The sequence below is a fragment of the Enterobacter sp. S-33 genome, from assembly GCF_028735835.1.
GTDB lineage: Bacteria > Pseudomonadota > Gammaproteobacteria > Enterobacterales > Enterobacteriaceae > Enterobacter > Enterobacter vonholyi.
This window is the reverse complement of record NZ_CP117838.1, coordinates 1,835,539-1,851,011: the sequence shown is the minus strand read 5'-3', so window position 1 is coordinate 1,851,011 and position 15,473 is coordinate 1,835,539. Positions and strand designations below refer to the sequence as shown.

The window sequence follows — 15,473 nt, the reverse complement described above, 5'->3', positions numbered from 1 at the left end:
CCTTATTCCTCCAGTTGTTGAAGACTGCGGCTGCGAATCTCTTGTTGCAGCTTCTCAATCACTTCACTTACGTCCAGGCTGCCCAGGTCTTTACCACGGCGGGTGCGAACGGCAACTTTGCCTGCTTCCACCTCTTTATCACCACAGACCAACATATACGGGACACGACGTAAAGTGTGCTCGCGGATTTTAAAGCCAATCTTCTCATTTCTCAAGTCTGCTTTTACGCGAATGCCCGCATTTTGTAGTTTCTGCGTCAATTCTTTAACGTAATCCGCCTGAGAATCGGTAATGTTCATCACCACGACCTGCACTGGCGCAAGCCAGGTTGGGAAGAAGCCAGCGAACTCTTCGGTCAGGATGCCGATGAAGCGCTCCAGAGAACCGAGAATAGCACGGTGAATCATTACTGGTACCTGACGTTCGTTGTCTTCGCCAACATAAGAGGCGCTTAAACGCTGCGGCAGGGAGAAGTCCAGCTGTACAGTACCGCACTGCCATGCGCGATCGAGGCAGTCATACAGGGTAAATTCAATTTTCGGACCGTAGAATGCGCCCTCACCCAGCTGGTATTCGAACGGAATGCCGTTCTCTTCCAGCGCCACGGCGAGATCCGCTTCTGCGCGATCCCAGGTCTCATCGCTGCCGATACGTTTTTCCGGACGCGTTGAGAGTTTGACCACGATCTTCTCGAAGCCAAAGGTGCTGTACATATCGTAGACCATACGAATACAGGCGTTAACTTCGTCACGGACCTGATCTTCAGTACAGAAGATATGCGCATCATCCTGAGTAAAGCCACGAACACGCATCAGGCCGTGCAGCGCACCTGATGGTTCGTTACGGTGGCAGCTACCGAACTCCGCCATACGCAGCGGCAGGTCGCGGTAGGATTTCAGACCCTGGTTAAAGATCTGAACGTGACCCGGGCAGTTCATTGGCTTGATGCAGTATTCACGGTTCTCAGACGAGGTGGTGAACATCGCATCTTTGTAGTTGTCCCAGTGGCCGGTTTTTTCCCACAGCACACGGTCCATCATGAACGGGCCTTTTACTTCCTGATACTGGTACTCTTTCAGCTTGGAGCGTACGAACGTTTCCAGTTCACGGAAGATGGTCCAGCCGTCGTTATGCCAGAACACCATACCCGGCGCTTCTTCCTGCATGTGGTAGAGGTCAAGCTGCTTGCCGATTTTACGATGGTCACGCTTCGCCGCCTCTTCCAGGCGCAGCAGGTACGCGTTCAGGGCTTTTTTATCGGCCCACGCGGTACCATAGATACGCTGCAACATCTTGTTGTTGCTGTCACCGCGCCAGTAGGCGCCCGCGATCTTCATCAGCTTAAAGTGATGACAGAAGCGCATGTTCGGCACGTGCGGTCCACGGCACATGTCGACGTATTCTTCGTGATGGTACAAGCCAGGCTTGTCATCATGGGAAATATTTTCGTCAAGAATAGAGACTTTATAGCTCTCGCCGCGCTTCACGAAGGTTTCACGCGCTTCGTGCCAGCTGACTTTCTTCTTGATGACGTCATAGTTCGTTTCGGCGAGCTCGTGCATACGTTTTTCGAGCGCGTCGATATCTTCCTGAGTCAGAGTATGGTCAAGGTCAACGTCGTAGTAGAAACCATTGTCGATAACCGGACCGATCGCCATTTTGGTGTTTGGCCACAGCTGTTTGATGGCATGACCTAACAGGTGCGCGCAGGAGTGACGAATGATCTCCAGACCTTCTTCGTCTTTCGCGGTGATGATGGCAAGCGTCGCATCGTTTTCAATCAGGTCGGAGGCATCCACCAGCTCACCGTTAACACGGCCAGCAATAGTCGCTTTCGCGAGACCAGGACCAATGTCCAGGGCAACATCCATTGGGCTAACAGCACGGTCGAAATGGCGTTGGCTGCCATCAGGAAGAGTAATTACAGGCATTTTATATCCTTATTTGCAGTGATGCCCCACACATAAGAGCATATACAAAGAAAATAATCGTGATTTGACAATAGATTACGACACCATCTGACCAACAATCGTCAAATTGGTTCGTCATCATTCACCTGCCGAATTCAGATTAATTCGGATTTACGGCAAGCGACGTAATGTTAACACTAACGGAAAGGAGATTGCACCCTCTGCGGCCAGATTGATGGGCTGGCACTTTCGCACGAATTTGCAGGTTGCTTCTCCCCTGCGCTCGCATTTCGATGATGCTGGGCTACTCTTGAACAGGTCCTTAAACCCAAAGGTGCATACCATGAACGTATCCAGTAGAACGGTTGTGATATTGAACATCCTTTCCGCCACAGGTTTATTGTTGATTCTCGCCGAACGATTCCACTGGTTCTGAGCCAAACCCTACGCTGGCATAACCCAATCGATCCTGAAAAGGGGCATATTTCGGCCCTGTTTGGTAGACTGTGGATATTAACGAACAAGGATTAGGTTATGCCAACAAAACGATTTGCCGTAAAACACTGGAAAATGGTGCTGGTTCTGATTGCCATCTGCGGCGCAATGCTGCTACTCCGTTGGGCGGCAATGATTTGGGGCTAGGGGCGAATGCAGGTCATCAGAAGGGACATCAAAAAGTCACAGACAATAAACGGGCCGACATCATCATCGGCCCGCTTTTATTACATTCTATAACCCAGTGAAACCGTGGTTCTGCGGTCGGTATGATCCGGTGCAGATTCTGGTGGTGAAGAGTTCCAGGTCACGTTGTAGGCGAGTTTCAGACCAAAGTGTTCGTTGATAGCCACGTTAAGCGCCGTCTCAGAGTTCAACGTCGTATCGTCGGCACCAAATACAGAAACACCCTGGGTAAATTTGGTGTTGTCAGTCATCTGCCAGGCATAGGTACCGGAAGCGTAACCGAGCGGTTGAGTTTTGGTATCGCCATTGGTGTATTCGTCATAACGCACACCCGGACCGAATTCAAAACGGAAGCTGTGTACCGGTCCGTTCAGGAACTGACGACCATAACCGGCGGTGAAGACATCGCGCTGGCGATAACCGTTGTAACGGTCGGTTAACCAGCTCCCCTGACCAAACAGATAGTCATAGTCGGTCATGTTGTAACGGCTACGTCCGCCTACCGCATATTTCTCGGAAGAACGTTCGTCGTTAGCGGAAGTGTTGCTGGCATTACCCCACAGAGACCAGGCGGTAGTATTACCGTACCATGTGAGCGTACTGTCCGCCGTCAGAGAAGAGCTTTTCGTGTTACCGGATTGTGCCAGGTACCCAGCATTCAGGTTACCTTCAAACGGTTTTTTCGCGGTGGATGGATCGTCCATGACAGTAAAAACGGAATCATCGGCGGTCGCGTTCATAGCCGCAAACACGCCACCCGCCAGCATCAGTGCAGCGGGCACTGTCTTTAAAAGCTTCATTTTATTAAGGAGTCCGTACAACAAAAAAAGAGACCACACGGTCCCGGAATCTTTCTTGAGGATCAATGACAAGGCGTCCAGAGAAAGGTAACAAATTATAAAAAGCCGCAAATAACATAGCAATGTTTTCTTATTTCATTTTTTGAATAAGAACGATCTCAAAAAGCTTTTTATTTTATATATCTCCGGCCTGACTTTTATTGAGTATTCATATTTAAAATCATACTGTTATTTACATTGCCTTCCTGACAAATGGTGCCAGACTAAAAGGAACCCATGCTAAAAGGAGGTAATGATGGTTTCTATCTACACCCTGACGCTCTCCCCTTCCCTTGATTCCGCTACCCTGACGCCGCAGATTTACCCGGAAGGTAAATTGCGCTGTAGCGCCCCGGTCTTTGAGCCTGGCGGCGGCGGGATCAACGTGGCGCGCGCTATTACCCACCTCGGCGGCAAAGCCACGGCCATTTTTCCCGCAGGTGGTGCTACCGGTGAACACCTGGTCTCACTGCTGGCCGATGAACAGGTGGCCGTAGACACCGTCGAGGTGAAAGACTGGACGCGGCAAAACCTGCATGTCCACGTGGGATCCAGCGGCGAACAGTACCGTTTTGTCATGCCGGGCGCGAAACTTACCGATGACGAGTTTCGTCAGCTTGAAGAGAAAGTGCTGACGATAGAAAGCGGCGCGCTGCTGGTGGTAAGCGGCAGCCTGCCGCCTGGCGTCAGCACGGAAAAATTGACGGCGCTGATTCAGGCTGCACAGCAACGCGGTATCCGCTGCATCGTTGACAGCAGCGGTGAGGCCCTGCAGGCGGCACTGGTGCCGGGCAATCTTGAACTGGTCAAACCCAACCAGAAAGAGTTAAGCGCGCTGGTCAACCGCGAACTGACGCAGCCTGACGATGTTCGCACCGCCGCGCAGGAGCTGGTGCGCAGCGGCAAAGCGCGGCGCGTGGTGGTTTCCCTTGGCCCTCAGGGGGCGCTTGCAGTTGATGAATCGTCATCCGTTCAGGTTGTTCCGCCGCCGATGAAGAGTCAGAGCACGGTTGGCGCGGGTGACAGCATGGTGGGCGCGATGACGCTCAAACTGGCGCAGGGCGCGTCTCTGCTCGAAATGACACGCTACGGCGTAGCAGCGGGTAGCGCCGCCACCATCAACCAGGGCACGCGTCTCTGTTCACTTGCCGATACGCAAAAAATCGTCGATTACCTGTCCCGAAATTAACGCCTGTTCCCCTTCGTCTTTACGGAGGGGAATGTCATCACCGAGTCGCCAAACGCAAACTATCGACTATGCTAAGAAAACTTCCATGATAACAATGAGGTGAATTATGAGCAGTGGTGACATCACACGCTACGTCGTGACCATCAACCTTCATGAGGCATCGCTGACCGAGCTGAATGAGCTCAACAATGCGTTTACCCGGGCTAATTTTCTCCTCACGCTGACGGATGACGAAGGCAATATTCATGATTTAGGCACCCTGACATTTGGTCTGATCGGCGCCCTGAGTCAGGAAGAGGTTCAAGCGCTGGCCGCCAGTCTGGTGGAGAGCGTGACCGACAAGCCTGGCGAAATTAACGTGGATACCTGGGAAAACTGGCGAAAAAAAGAACAATAAGTGCGCTGCATGAATTTAAACCGCTCAGGTGTGCGTTAGTTCGTATTTTTTTACCGCAATTATGCGCTAACTTTATGATCTGGCAGACAACATGGGAGAGTGAACATGTGGCAGGCTATCAGTCATCTTTTACGTGAGCAACAGGGTGAAGGTGAAATTGAACTGCGTAACGAACTGCCAGGCGGTGAGATCCACGCCGCGTGGCATTTACGCTACGCAGGGCGCGATCTTTTCGTTAAATGCGATGAACGAGAGCTGCTTCCGATATTTACCGCCGAAGCCGATCAGCTGGAGCTGTTGTCGCGCAGTAAAACGGTGACGGTCCCACAGGTTCTGGCCGTAGGTAGCGACCGCGATTACAGTTTCCTGGTGATGGAGTACCTCCCCGCCCGTCCGCTGGACGCGCATAATGCATTCATTCTTGGCCAGCAGCTAGCGCGCCTCCATCAGTGGAGCGACCAGCCGCAGTTTGGGCTCGATTTTGACAATGACCTCTCCACCACGCCACAACCCAATGCCTGGCAGCGTCGCTGGTCGACTTTTTTTGCCGAGCAGCGCATTGGCTGGCAGCTAGAACTTGCCGCCGAGAAAGGGCTGGAGTTTGGCAATATAGATGCCATCGTCGAGCATGTTCAGCAGCGTCTGGCATCCCACCAGCCTCAGGCGTCTCTGCTTCACGGCGACTTATGGTCCGATAACTGCGCGCTGGGTCCAAACGGTCCCTACATCTTCGACCCGGCCTGCTACTGGGGTGACAGAGAGTGCGATCTTGCCATGCTGCCGCTTCATCCGGAGCAGCCGCCGCAAATATATGACGGATACCAGTCTGTTTCCCCCCTGCCGCCCGGTTTCCTCGACCGCCAGCCGGTGTATCAGCTTTATACCCTGATGAACCGAGCCATTCTTTTTGGCGGAGAACACCTTGTTAACGCGCAGCGGGCACTTGAGCGTATGCTTGCCGCCTGAGACGCGAACGGGTGGCTATGCAGCCACCCGTGTCGCTTACAGAAAACCGAGCAGTGAGAAGAAGAAATATCCCGCCACAATGATAATCACGGGAAGAATATAGAGCGGGAAAATTTGCAGGAAAATGGTGTGACGCGGCACAACAATGCGGGATTCAATCTGCTCCCGACTCATGCCTTCCGGGCCTTTGGCCTGCTCCAGAATCAACTGATCCTCAACGCCTTCGCGTAAAAAGCGCGTCTGACGACTCATTCGCGCCCCAGAGGCCTGCAGTGCCAGCGCGACAAAGATCAGGGCGTATATCACCCAAAAGCCGATATTCAGCTGTTGATGAAAATCCGGGGTGGGTGAGTTAAACCAGAAGACATTCAAAAATGGCGTATTGAAACGCATCATCTCAATCATAACATGCGCAAAATCAAGCATTACCGCATTGATACCCGGCTGTTTTTCGCTGTGGTCGTACATAAATTTGAGTACAGAAATCAGCGTAGAAATGACGGCAGGAATAAAAATCACCCAGCCTGCAATACGTTTTAAGACCGCAATGCGTCCAGCTTGTTGATACGTCATCAGTTCCTCTTCATAAAGACGCGTTATTTGTGCCTAAGTCTACCTGCTGGTCATCAATTTCGCCCGCTCTTTAAAAGCAATATGCTAAATTGCAGATTGTGCTTAGCACTTATCGTCTGTCGTACACCCTGGATAAGGAGACGTTGTGATGTCGACACCGCGCCAAATACTTGCCGCAATTTTTGACATGGATGGATTACTGATCGATTCCGAACCGCTGTGGGATCGCGCCGAACTGGACGTTATGGCCAGCCTGGGCGTGGATATCAGCCGCCGTAATGAACTACCCGATACGCTGGGCCTACGCATCGACATGGTGGTTGACCTGTGGTTTGCCCAACAGCCGTGGGTGGGTCCCGGTCGAGACGAGGTAACCGCGCGCATTATCAGCCGTGCCATTTCGCTGGTGGAAGAGAACAAGCCGCTGCTGCCCGGCGTACGTGAGGCCGTCACGCTGTGTAAAGCCCAGGGGCTGAAGGTCGGACTGGCCTCGGCTTCACCGCTGCATATGCTGGAAAAAGTGCTCGTCATGTTTGAACTGCGCGACAGTTTCGACGCGCTGGCGTCCGCTGAAAAATTGCCTTACAGCAAGCCGCACCCGCAGGTCTATCTGGACTGCGCCGCTAAGCTCGGCCTGGATCCCCTCAACTGCGTTGCGCTGGAAGACTCCGTTAACGGCATGGTCGCCTCTAAAGCCGCGCGGATGCGCTCCATTGTGGTGCCTGCGGAAGAAGGCCGCCACGATCCCCGGTTTGCCCTCGCCGATGTGAAGCTAAATTCACTGGCAGAACTCACGGCGCATCATCTGCAGGGCGGTTAACGCCCTCCTCCGGTTTGTGACAAACAGTTACACCGTCACCTCTTCCGCCTACTGTATAAAAACCCTATACTGTATGAATTGACAGCTTTGTGGGTTTTATCATGACGGCGGAAGGCCACCTGCTTTTTTCAATCGCGTGCGCAGTATTTGCCAAAAACGCTGAACTTACCCCCGTGCTGGCACAGGGGGACTGGTGGCATATTGTTCCTTCCGCCGTATTGACCTGTCTGCTGCCCGACATCGACCACCCCAAGTCCTTCCTCGGACAGCGCCTGAAGTGGGTGTCTAAACCCATCGCCCGCGCGTTCGGCCACCGGGGGTTTACGCACAGCCTGCTGGCCGTGTTTGGCCTGCTGACGCTGTTCTATTTAAAAGTGCCCGAAAGCTGGATCGTCCCCGCTGACGCTATCCAGGGGATGGTGCTGGGCTATTTAAGCCATATCCTTGCCGATATGCTGACGCCTGCGGGCGTGCCGCTACTTTGGCCCTGCCGCTGGCGTTTCCGTTTTCCCATCCTGGTGCCGCAAAAAGGTAACCAGCTTGAGCGGGTATTGTGCATGGCGCTGTTTGCTTACGCCGTCTGGATGCCGCAAACGTTGCCCGAAAACAGTGCAGTCCGCTGGTCTTCCCAGATGATTAATTCGCTGCAATTTCAGTTTAATCGCTTTATTCATCACCAGATTGAACAGTAAACCAACAAAATTATCCCATTTGTCATAACCCATTCCATTTGGATATAAGCGCTACATCACACTTCTGCTAACCTTCCGCCAACAGGATCGGTAAAAACCGACCCGATAATAAATCAGGAGAACGGGGATGAATTTTCCACTCATCGCGAACGTCGTTGTGTTCGCTGTATTGCTATTGCTTCTCGCGCAGGCGCGCCACAAACAGTGGAGCCTGGCGAAAAAGGTGCTGGTTGGTCTGGCCATGGGTGTCGTATTTGGTCTGGCATTACAGGCAATTTATGGCTCCGATAATCCAGTTCTTAAAGATTCCATTCAGTGGTTCAACATCGTCGGTAACGGCTATGTCCAGCTGCTGCAGATGATCGTTATGCCGCTGGTGTTCGCCTCTATTCTGAGCGCCGTTGCCCGCCTGCATAACGCGACTCAGCTGGGAAAAATCAGCTTCCTGACCATAGGTACGCTGCTGTTCACCACGCTGATTGCCGCGCTGGTGGGTGTGCTGGTCACCAACCTGTTTGGCCTGACCGCAGAAGGCCTGGTTCAGGGTACCGCTGAAACGGCGCGTCTGACCGCGATTCAAACCAACTACGTTGGTAAAGTGGCTGATCTGACCGTGCCGCAGATGGTGCTCTCCTTCATTCCGAAGAACCCGTTTGCTGACCTGACCGGTGCGAGCCCAACCTCGATCATCAGCGTGGTTATTTTCGCCGCGTTCCTGGGCGTAGCGGCGCTGAAGCTGCTGAAAGACGACGCGCCTAAAGGCGAACGCGTGCTGACCGCGATTGATACCCTGCAAAGCTGGGTGATGAAGCTGGTACGTCTGGTGATGCAGCTGACCCCGTACGGCGTGCTGGCGCTGATGACCAAAGTGGTTGCCGGCTCTAACCTGCAGGACATCATCAAGCTGGGCAGCTTCGTTGTCGCCTCTTATCTGGGCCTGGGCATTATGTTCGTGGTGCACGGCATCCTGCTGGGCGTGAACGGCGTCAGCCCGCTGAAGTACTTCCGTAAAGTCTGGCCGGTACTGACCTTTGCCTTCACCAGCCGCTCCAGCGCCGCGTCTATCCCGCTGAACGTGGAAGCGCAGACCCGTCGTCTGGGCGTGCCTGAATCCATCGCCAGCTTCTCTGCCTCCTTTGGTGCTACCATTGGTCAGAACGGCTGTGCGGGTCTTTACCCGGCGATGCTGGCGGTGATGGTTGCTCCTACAGTCGGCATCAACCCACTTGATCCGGTCTGGATCGCCACGCTGGTCGGGATTGTTACCGTAAGCTCCGCAGGCGTTGCGGGTGTTGGCGGTGGCGCAACCTTCGCCGCGCTGATTGTGCTGCCTGCGCTGGGTCTGCCCGTGACGCTGGTCGCCCTGCTGATCTCCGTTGAACCGCTGATCGACATGGGTCGTACCGCGCTGAACGTGAGCGGCTCCATGACCGCCGGCACGCTGACCAGCCAGTGGCTGAAGCAGACCGACAAAACGATTCTGGAAAGTGAAGACGACGCCGAGCTGGCGCACCGTTAATCACCGTCTGAAATAAAAAACCGCCTGATGGCGGTTTTTTTATGGCTGTTATTCCTCAACCTCTTCATCCTGGCGGATCTGCATCGCCCACCGCTGCGCTGACTCCGGCACCGTAAAGGTGGGTGAGCGACGGAAATGTTCGCCGATCAGCACAAAGGCCACGTATTTCCCCCGCAGCAGCCAGACATCGCGAAAACCCTCCACTTTCAGGGCATGGTCAGGCGGCGCGGGCTCAACGCGGGGCACATAGCTAATAACCTGGCGGTTTTGTTGACGAAGAGGTTTCATAAGCGACTGGTTCACTAAAGCAAATTCTTGAAGCAGGAAAACTCTATGATAGCCGATCCTGCTGCCTTCCGTCGCGCCCCGAGTGGGTGAGAGGGCTCCTTTCGTTAATCACGTCATATGAAAACTCTTAGTTCGCGAACCATGTCGCGACATTGTTCTATCCTTAATAGGGTTTTTAGCAATGGATAAAGGAGAAGCGCGCAATGTCGAACAAAGATAAAACACATCAATCACCGATTCATGGCACTGAAGAATCTCAACCGGGTATGGACTCTCTCGCCCCTGCTGACGGCTCTCACCGCCCCTCCCCTGGCCCTTCCGCGCCGGGAGAACAGCCTACCGCACCGGGAAGCATGAAATCGCCGGATACGGGAAACGAGAAGCTGAAATCTCTTGAGCCACACCGCAAAGGCGGCGAAGGTTTTGCGCTCACCACCAATCAGGGCGTACGCATTGCTGACGATCAGAACTCCCTTCGCGCAGGCGCGCGCGGGCCTACCCTGCTGGAAGACTTTATCCTGCGGGAAAAAATTACCCACTTCGACCACGAGCGGATACCGGAACGTATCGTCCACGCGCGCGGTTCCGCTGCGCACGGCTACTTCCAGCCCTACAAGAGCCTGAAAGCGATCACCAAAGCGGATTTCCTCTCCGACCCGGATAAAATCACCCCGGTGTTTGTGCGTTTCTCCACCGTGCAGGGCGGTGCGGGGTCGGCAGATACCGTCCGGGATATCCGCGGCTTTGCCACCAAGTTTTATACCGAAGAGGGGATTTTCGATCTGGTCGGCAACAACACCCCGGTGTTCTTCATTCAGGATGCGCATAAATTTCCTGACTTTGTCCATGCGGTAAAACCGGAGCCCCACTGGGCCATACCGCAGGGACAAAGCGCGCACGACACCTTCTGGGATTATGTTTCCCTGCAGCCTGAAACCTTACACAACGTGATGTGGGCGATGTCTGATCGCGGCATCCCCCGCAGCTACCGCACTATGGAAGGGTTTGGCATCCACACCTTCCGGATGATCAACGCCGAGGGGAAAGCCACGTTTGTCCGTTTCCACTGGAAGCCGGTGGCGGGTAAAGCCTCGCTGGTGTGGGACGAGGCGCAGAAGCTAACCGGGCGCGATCCGGACTTCCATCGCCGCGAGCTGTGGGAGTCCATTGAAGCGGGCGACTTCCCGGAGTACGAGCTGGGTCTGCAGCTCATCCCGGAAGAGGACGAATTTAAGTTCGATTTCGATCTTCTGGACCCGACGAAGCTGATCCCGGAAGAGCTGGTACCGGTGCAGCTGGTAGGTAAAATGGTGCTCAACCGCAACCCGGATAATTTCTTTGCCGAAAACGAGCAGGCCGCGTTCCACCCGGGGCATATCGTGCCGGGGCTGGACTTCACCAACGATCCGCTCCTGCAGGGACGCCTGTTCTCCTATACCGATACGCAGATCAGCCGACTCGGCGGGCCGAACTTCCACGAAATTCCGATTAACCGCCCAACCTGCCCGTACCACAACTTCCAGCGCGACGGGATGCACCGTCAGGATATTGATACCAACCCGGCTAACTATGAGCCGAACTCCATCAACGATAACTGGCCGCGTGAAACCCCTCCCGGGCCGAAACGCGGTGGCTTCGAATCGTACCAGGAGCGTATCGATGGCAACAAAATTCGCGAGCGTAGCCCCTCGTTCGGCGAATATTACGCCCACCCTCGCCTGTTCTGGAACAGCCAGACGCCGATTGAGCAACAGCACATCATCGGCGGCTTCAGCTTTGAGCTGAGCAAAGTGGTGCGCAGCTACATCCGCGAGCGGGTAGTCGATCAGCTGGCGCATATTGATATTCAGCTAGCCCAGAGCGTTGCGGACAACCTGGGCATTACGCTGACCGACGAGCAGCGCAATCTTGCCCCGCCGAAAGAGGTTAACGGGGTGAAGAAAGATCCGTCTCTGAGCCTGTATGCGGTGCCGGGCGGCTCGATAAAAGGCCGCGTGGTCGCCATTCTGCTGAACGACAGAACCCGCGCCAGCGACGTGCTGGGAATTATGCAGGCGCTTAAAACCCAGGGCGTGCATGCCAAACTGCTCTATTCCCGCATGGGTGAAGTGACGGCCGACGATGGTTCTGTGCTGCCGGTCGCGGCGACCTTTGCCGGTGCGCCATCGCTCACAGTCGATGCGGTAATTGTGCCGGGCGGAGATCTTGCCAGCCTGCTGACCAACGGCGACGCCGTCTATTATCTGCTGGAAGCCTATAAGCACCTGAAGCCGATCGCGCTGTCCGGCGACGCGCGACAGTTTAAGGCGCAGCTGAAGGTTGCCGATCAGGGTGAGGACGGCATTGTCGAGGGCGATAACGTTGACGATGCCTTTATGACGAAGCTGTTTGATTTGCTCGCCGCGCACCGCGTCTGGTCGCGAAGCAGCAAGATTGACCAGATACCGGCGTAAAAAAAGCCGGGTGGCGCTTGCGCTTACCCGGCCTACATTCGATTGGTTTTGTAGGCCCGGTAAGGCAAAGCCGCCACCGGGCTTTATTTCAAAGATCCCCGAACGTCCCCAAACGATACCCTCGCTCGGCAATCGCGTATTTCAACGACGGCGACGTCAGGACATCCAGCTCCGCCAGGCGCGGCCAGCAGTAGGCGCTTTTATGCACGGTGTTATCGACAAAGGCAGGATGCGCCATGACCTCCAGCGACCGTTCCCCTCGCGCGGCGGAATCATCCAGCACCGTCAGGAACAGCGCGTCGCTGATCTCTTCTCCGTAAAACGCGCTGCTGAACCCCTCAGTGGTGGTGACAGCGCAGTCCGGCAATCCGCGCACCTCCCGATCCACGCGCATCGCGACGCCGTTGCGCTTTGCGAAATCAGCGACAATCGGGAAAATCGCCGGGATCATATGCACGTGGTGATGGCTATCGATGTGCGTCGGCGCCCTACCAAACACATCAACAAAGCGGTTGAGCTGACTCTCCAGCTCGCGGGCAATCTCTTCGAGCGGCAGAGCCCCCTGCTCTGCCAGTTCCCAAATCCATTTGCCCAGCTGGCCGTCGCGCGTCAGGCCCGGCATTGGAGAAAGCGGCATCCCGAGCGTCAGTACAAAATGCATGCCGACGCCCAGCTCAGGCACCTCGCGGCTCAGCTGCGCCGCGTGTTCAACCGCCTCACCATTAACCAGCGCCGTGGTAGAGGTCACCACACCCCGGCGACAGGCTTCAATAATGCCGTAGTTCTGGCCTTTCGAGAGGCCAAAATCATCAGCATTAACGATCAGCAGGTTTTCCATTGTGCGTCCTCTTATTGCTGTTTGAACTTCAGCTTCTCGATCGTAGCGGCAAAGTTTGGCAACCATTTCTCATGCGCCAGGATCATCTCGCTGGCCAGCTGCTCCGCGTCGCGGTCGGAATGCACCAGCGGGCTAAGGTTCAACGCCAGCAGCACGTCATTGAGTTCGCCGCTTAGCGCCGCATTGCTTGCCGCCACTTCAAAGCCTTTGATGGTATGAATCAGGCCCATGACCTTGTCATCGAAGTGGGTGATACGGGGATGCGGTTTAGCCCCCTCGCGCCCCAGGATGCAGGTCATTTCAACGGCCCAGTCAGCCGGAATATTGTCGATATGGCCATGATGCGGCACATTGACATAGTGCTCCGCCTGCTTGTCGTTGTAGATGGCGTTGATCACTTCGCACGCCGCATCGGAGTAGTAGGCCCCGCCGCGCTGCTCCAGCTCTTTCGGTTTGACGTTCAGGTTCGGATCTTTATACAAATCGAACAGCTGCTTCTCGACCTTCTGAACGATCTGCGCACGCGCGCCGCCCTTATAGTACTCTCCCATTTCGATGGCCAGCATCTCTTTCTGCTTGAAGTAGTAAAGCAAATACGAGCAAGGCAGCAGATTCAGCGAGCGGATCAACCCTTCGCTGAACGGCAGGTCAAAGATGTTTTTCACCGATGCCGCCGTCAGGCGACCGGAAGCCACGCCGTCCAGCAGTTCGGCAAACCGCGATTTACCGTTCACGATAACGTCTTTAATGAACACCATGTGATTCAGGCCGAACAGGTCGATGGAGAGGTCGTCGCTGTCGGTCAGCTCCAGCACGTCGCGGATGAACATCTTCATGCCGATCGGAATATTACAGACGCCGATAAAACGTTTGAAGTTCGTATGCCGATAGACCGCCTCGGTCACCATCCCGGCCGGGTTGGTGAAGTTAATCACCCACGCGTTCGGGCAGATCTCCTGCACGTCATTGACGATGTCGAAAATGACCGGGATGGTACGCAGGCCTTTAAAAAGGCCGCCCGCGCCGTTGGTCTCCTGCCCGAGATAGCCGTGGCTCAGGGGAATACGTTCGTCCAGCTCACGCGCTTTCAGCTGGCCGACGCGCAGCTGGGTGGTCACGAAATCCGCATCTTTCAGCGCCAGACGACGGTCCAGGGTTTTATGCACGGTCAAAGGCACGCCGGCTTTTTCCACCATGCGCTTGCACAGGTCGAAAATAATATTCAGCTTTTCCTGACCTTCCTCAACGTCCACCAGCCATAATTCGCTGACCGGTAATTCATGATAACGTTTCAGAAAGCCTTCCAGTAATTCCGGGGTATAGCTGCTGCCGCCACCAATGGTTACGACTTTTAATTTCTTCTGCATAATATCTCCCTTAGCATATCAGGTTAATCGCCTGCAAGGTATAGCGTGCTCTTCCCGCTATTTGGGCAAGCCATTAAAGCAATATTCGTGGCGGGTAATCCGCCGACAGTTAATTAATTACCGTTAAATTTTTCCGGTAACTGTTCGGGGTAAATGACGTCAATTTCTTAAAGGTTTTAATAAACAGGCTGGGACTGCTGTATCCTGACTCGTATGCAATATCGGTGACAGAATAGTTGGTGATTTCCAGCTGTTTTTTAGCAAAATTAATGCGGATTTCATTAATAATTTGCACGGGCGTTTTACGATAATAGCGCTGCGTTGCACGGGTCAGATATTCCTGGGATTTCCCCGACAGGGAGACCATATTTTCCAGCGCATTTTCGCTGAACTGGCCTTTATCGTGCATCAGCTCAACGGTGCTGCGCAGCCACTGTGGAATATCATCCGTTACCTGCTGCTCTTCCCGATGGTGGCGCAGCCGGTTCATCACGTAGAAGGTCACCGTTTCAATAAACTCATCAAATTCATTGTCGCGGAAGTTAAGCGAGGCGATAACCGTTTCAATCCAGGTCATGAACTCGTTTTTGACCCGATAGACCTGGGAGGCCACAAAGCAGAACGGCACCAGCGGCAGATAGTGCTTCTCGAAGAAACGTCTGCTGACGCCCACGTTCAGAATGCGGGTGGCACCAAATTCGTAAAAGCTCTGGTGGTAAGACCCCATCGGCAGGAAGACGAAATCCCCTCGTTCAAGCAGGACGCGCTTACCGTTGATCTCCTGATAGTAGCGACCGGTCAGAACAATCGTGAACTCGTAGTAGTCATGCTGGTGCAGACCGCTGGCGCTCTCCGTTTTGTTGTAGATAACCACGTGAAAATTTTTGCCGTTAAACAGCTGCTGTTCAAGCGCGGTTTTGATTTCCATCGTGCTGACCTCC

16 protein-coding genes are annotated in these 15,473 nt (G+C 54.4%); 9 read left to right on the top strand and 7 right to left on the bottom strand.

Features of this window, described 5'->3' with window-relative positions; all coding sequences use genetic code 11:
* Nucleotides 1-2: 2 nt before the first annotated feature.
* Nucleotides 3-1,931 carry a threonine--tRNA ligase gene (gene thrS / locus PUP35_RS08750; protein ID WP_008500657.1) on the bottom strand — a complete coding sequence of 643 codons (1,929 nt, stop codon included), beginning with the start codon at nt 1,929-1,931 and terminating at the stop codon, nt 3-5.
* Nucleotides 1,932-2,145: 214 nt separating this feature from the next.
* Here thrS and yncL point away from each other — a divergent pair, with 214 nt between their 5' ends.
* Together yncL and yniD are read left to right on the top strand one after the other, a co-directional pair.
* Nucleotides 2,146-2,346 carry a stress response membrane protein YncL gene (gene yncL / locus PUP35_RS21940; protein ID WP_320717749.1) on the top strand — a complete coding sequence of 67 codons (201 nt, stop codon included), beginning with the start codon at nt 2,146-2,148 and terminating at the stop codon, nt 2,344-2,346.
* 98 nt (nt 2,347-2,444) lie between these two features.
* Complete coding sequence (gene yniD / locus PUP35_RS08740) at nt 2,445-2,552, top strand: small membrane protein YniD (protein ID WP_008500658.1); 108 nt, start codon at nt 2,445-2,447, stop codon at nt 2,550-2,552.
* An 80-nt stretch (nt 2,553-2,632) separates the two neighbouring features.
* Here the strand turns inward: yniD and PUP35_RS08735 are convergent, their stop codons facing one another.
* Nucleotides 2,633-3,391 (bottom strand): DUF481 domain-containing protein, encoded by a 759-nt coding sequence (locus tag PUP35_RS08735; RefSeq protein ID WP_111965612.1) that lies wholly within the window; start codon nt 3,389-3,391, stop codon nt 2,633-2,635.
* 295 nt (nt 3,392-3,686) lie between these two features.
* Here PUP35_RS08735 and pfkB point away from each other — a divergent pair, with 295 nt between their 5' ends.
* The 3 genes from pfkB (at nt 3,687) to PUP35_RS08720 (ending at nt 5,982) form a co-directional block, all read left to right on the top strand.
* Nucleotides 3,687-4,619 (top strand): 6-phosphofructokinase II, encoded by a 933-nt coding sequence (gene pfkB, locus PUP35_RS08730; protein WP_274243247.1) that lies wholly within the window; start codon nt 3,687-3,689, stop codon nt 4,617-4,619.
* 106 nt (nt 4,620-4,725) lie between these two features.
* A complete protein-coding gene (ghoS, locus tag PUP35_RS08725) occupies nt 4,726-5,016 on the top strand; it encodes a type V toxin-antitoxin system endoribonuclease antitoxin GhoS (RefSeq protein ID WP_115874825.1) in 291 nt (96 codons plus the stop codon).
* Nucleotides 5,017-5,121: 105 nt separating this feature from the next.
* Entirely contained in the window at nt 5,122-5,982 is an 861-nt protein-coding gene (locus tag PUP35_RS08720; protein WP_274242782.1) for a fructosamine kinase family protein, read from the top strand.
* 36 nt (nt 5,983-6,018) lie between these two features.
* Here the strand turns inward: PUP35_RS08720 and PUP35_RS08715 are convergent, their stop codons facing one another.
* Entirely contained in the window at nt 6,019-6,555 is a 537-nt protein-coding gene (locus PUP35_RS08715) for a YniB family protein (RefSeq protein WP_023311291.1), read from the bottom strand.
* A gap of 148 nt (nt 6,556-6,703) precedes the next feature.
* Between PUP35_RS08715 and hxpB the strand changes: the two genes are divergently transcribed.
* The 3 genes from hxpB to PUP35_RS08700 all read left to right on the top strand — a co-directional run bounded on the left by hxpB (nt 6,704) and on the right by PUP35_RS08700 (nt 9,586).
* Complete coding sequence (hxpB, locus tag PUP35_RS08710) at nt 6,704-7,375, top strand: hexitol phosphatase HxpB (RefSeq protein WP_115874824.1); 672 nt, start codon at nt 6,704-6,706, stop codon at nt 7,373-7,375.
* A gap of 101 nt (nt 7,376-7,476) precedes the next feature.
* Complete coding sequence (locus tag PUP35_RS08705) at nt 7,477-8,067, top strand: metal-dependent hydrolase (protein ID WP_115874823.1); 591 nt, start codon at nt 7,477-7,479, stop codon at nt 8,065-8,067.
* Between the two features lie 127 nt (nt 8,068-8,194).
* On the top strand, nt 8,195-9,586 hold the full coding sequence (locus PUP35_RS08700) for an L-cystine transporter (RefSeq protein WP_111965608.1): 1,392 nt from the start codon (nt 8,195-8,197) through the stop codon (nt 9,584-9,586).
* A gap of 48 nt (nt 9,587-9,634) precedes the next feature.
* On the opposite strand, the gene cedA is transcribed toward PUP35_RS08700, so the two are convergent.
* A complete protein-coding gene (cedA, locus tag PUP35_RS08695) occupies nt 9,635-9,874 on the bottom strand; it encodes a cell division activator CedA (RefSeq protein WP_024909438.1) in 240 nt (79 codons plus the stop codon).
* 203 nt (nt 9,875-10,077) lie between these two features.
* Between cedA and katE the strand changes: the two genes are divergently transcribed.
* The gene (gene katE, locus PUP35_RS08690; RefSeq protein ID WP_274242776.1) at nt 10,078-12,327 is read left to right on the top strand and encodes a catalase HPII; all 2,250 of its coding nucleotides are present in this window, start codon (nt 10,078-10,080) and stop codon (nt 12,325-12,327) included.
* Between the two features lie 88 nt (nt 12,328-12,415).
* On the opposite strand, the gene chbG is transcribed toward katE, so the two are convergent.
* From chbG to chbR, 3 genes are all read right to left on the bottom strand, one after another.
* Entirely contained in the window at nt 12,416-13,165 is a 750-nt protein-coding gene (gene chbG, locus PUP35_RS08685; protein ID WP_274242773.1) for a chitin disaccharide deacetylase, read from the bottom strand.
* 11 nt (nt 13,166-13,176) lie between these two features.
* Complete coding sequence (locus PUP35_RS08680) at nt 13,177-14,532, bottom strand: 6-phospho-beta-glucosidase (protein ID WP_274242771.1); 1,356 nt, start codon at nt 14,530-14,532, stop codon at nt 13,177-13,179.
* 109 nt (nt 14,533-14,641) lie between these two features.
* Nucleotides 14,642-15,460: a transcriptional regulator ChbR gene (chbR, locus tag PUP35_RS08675; protein ID WP_029740446.1), complete on the bottom strand. Its 819-nt coding sequence runs from the start codon at nt 15,458-15,460 to the stop codon at nt 14,642-14,644.
* Nucleotides 15,461-15,473 lie beyond the last annotated feature (13 nt).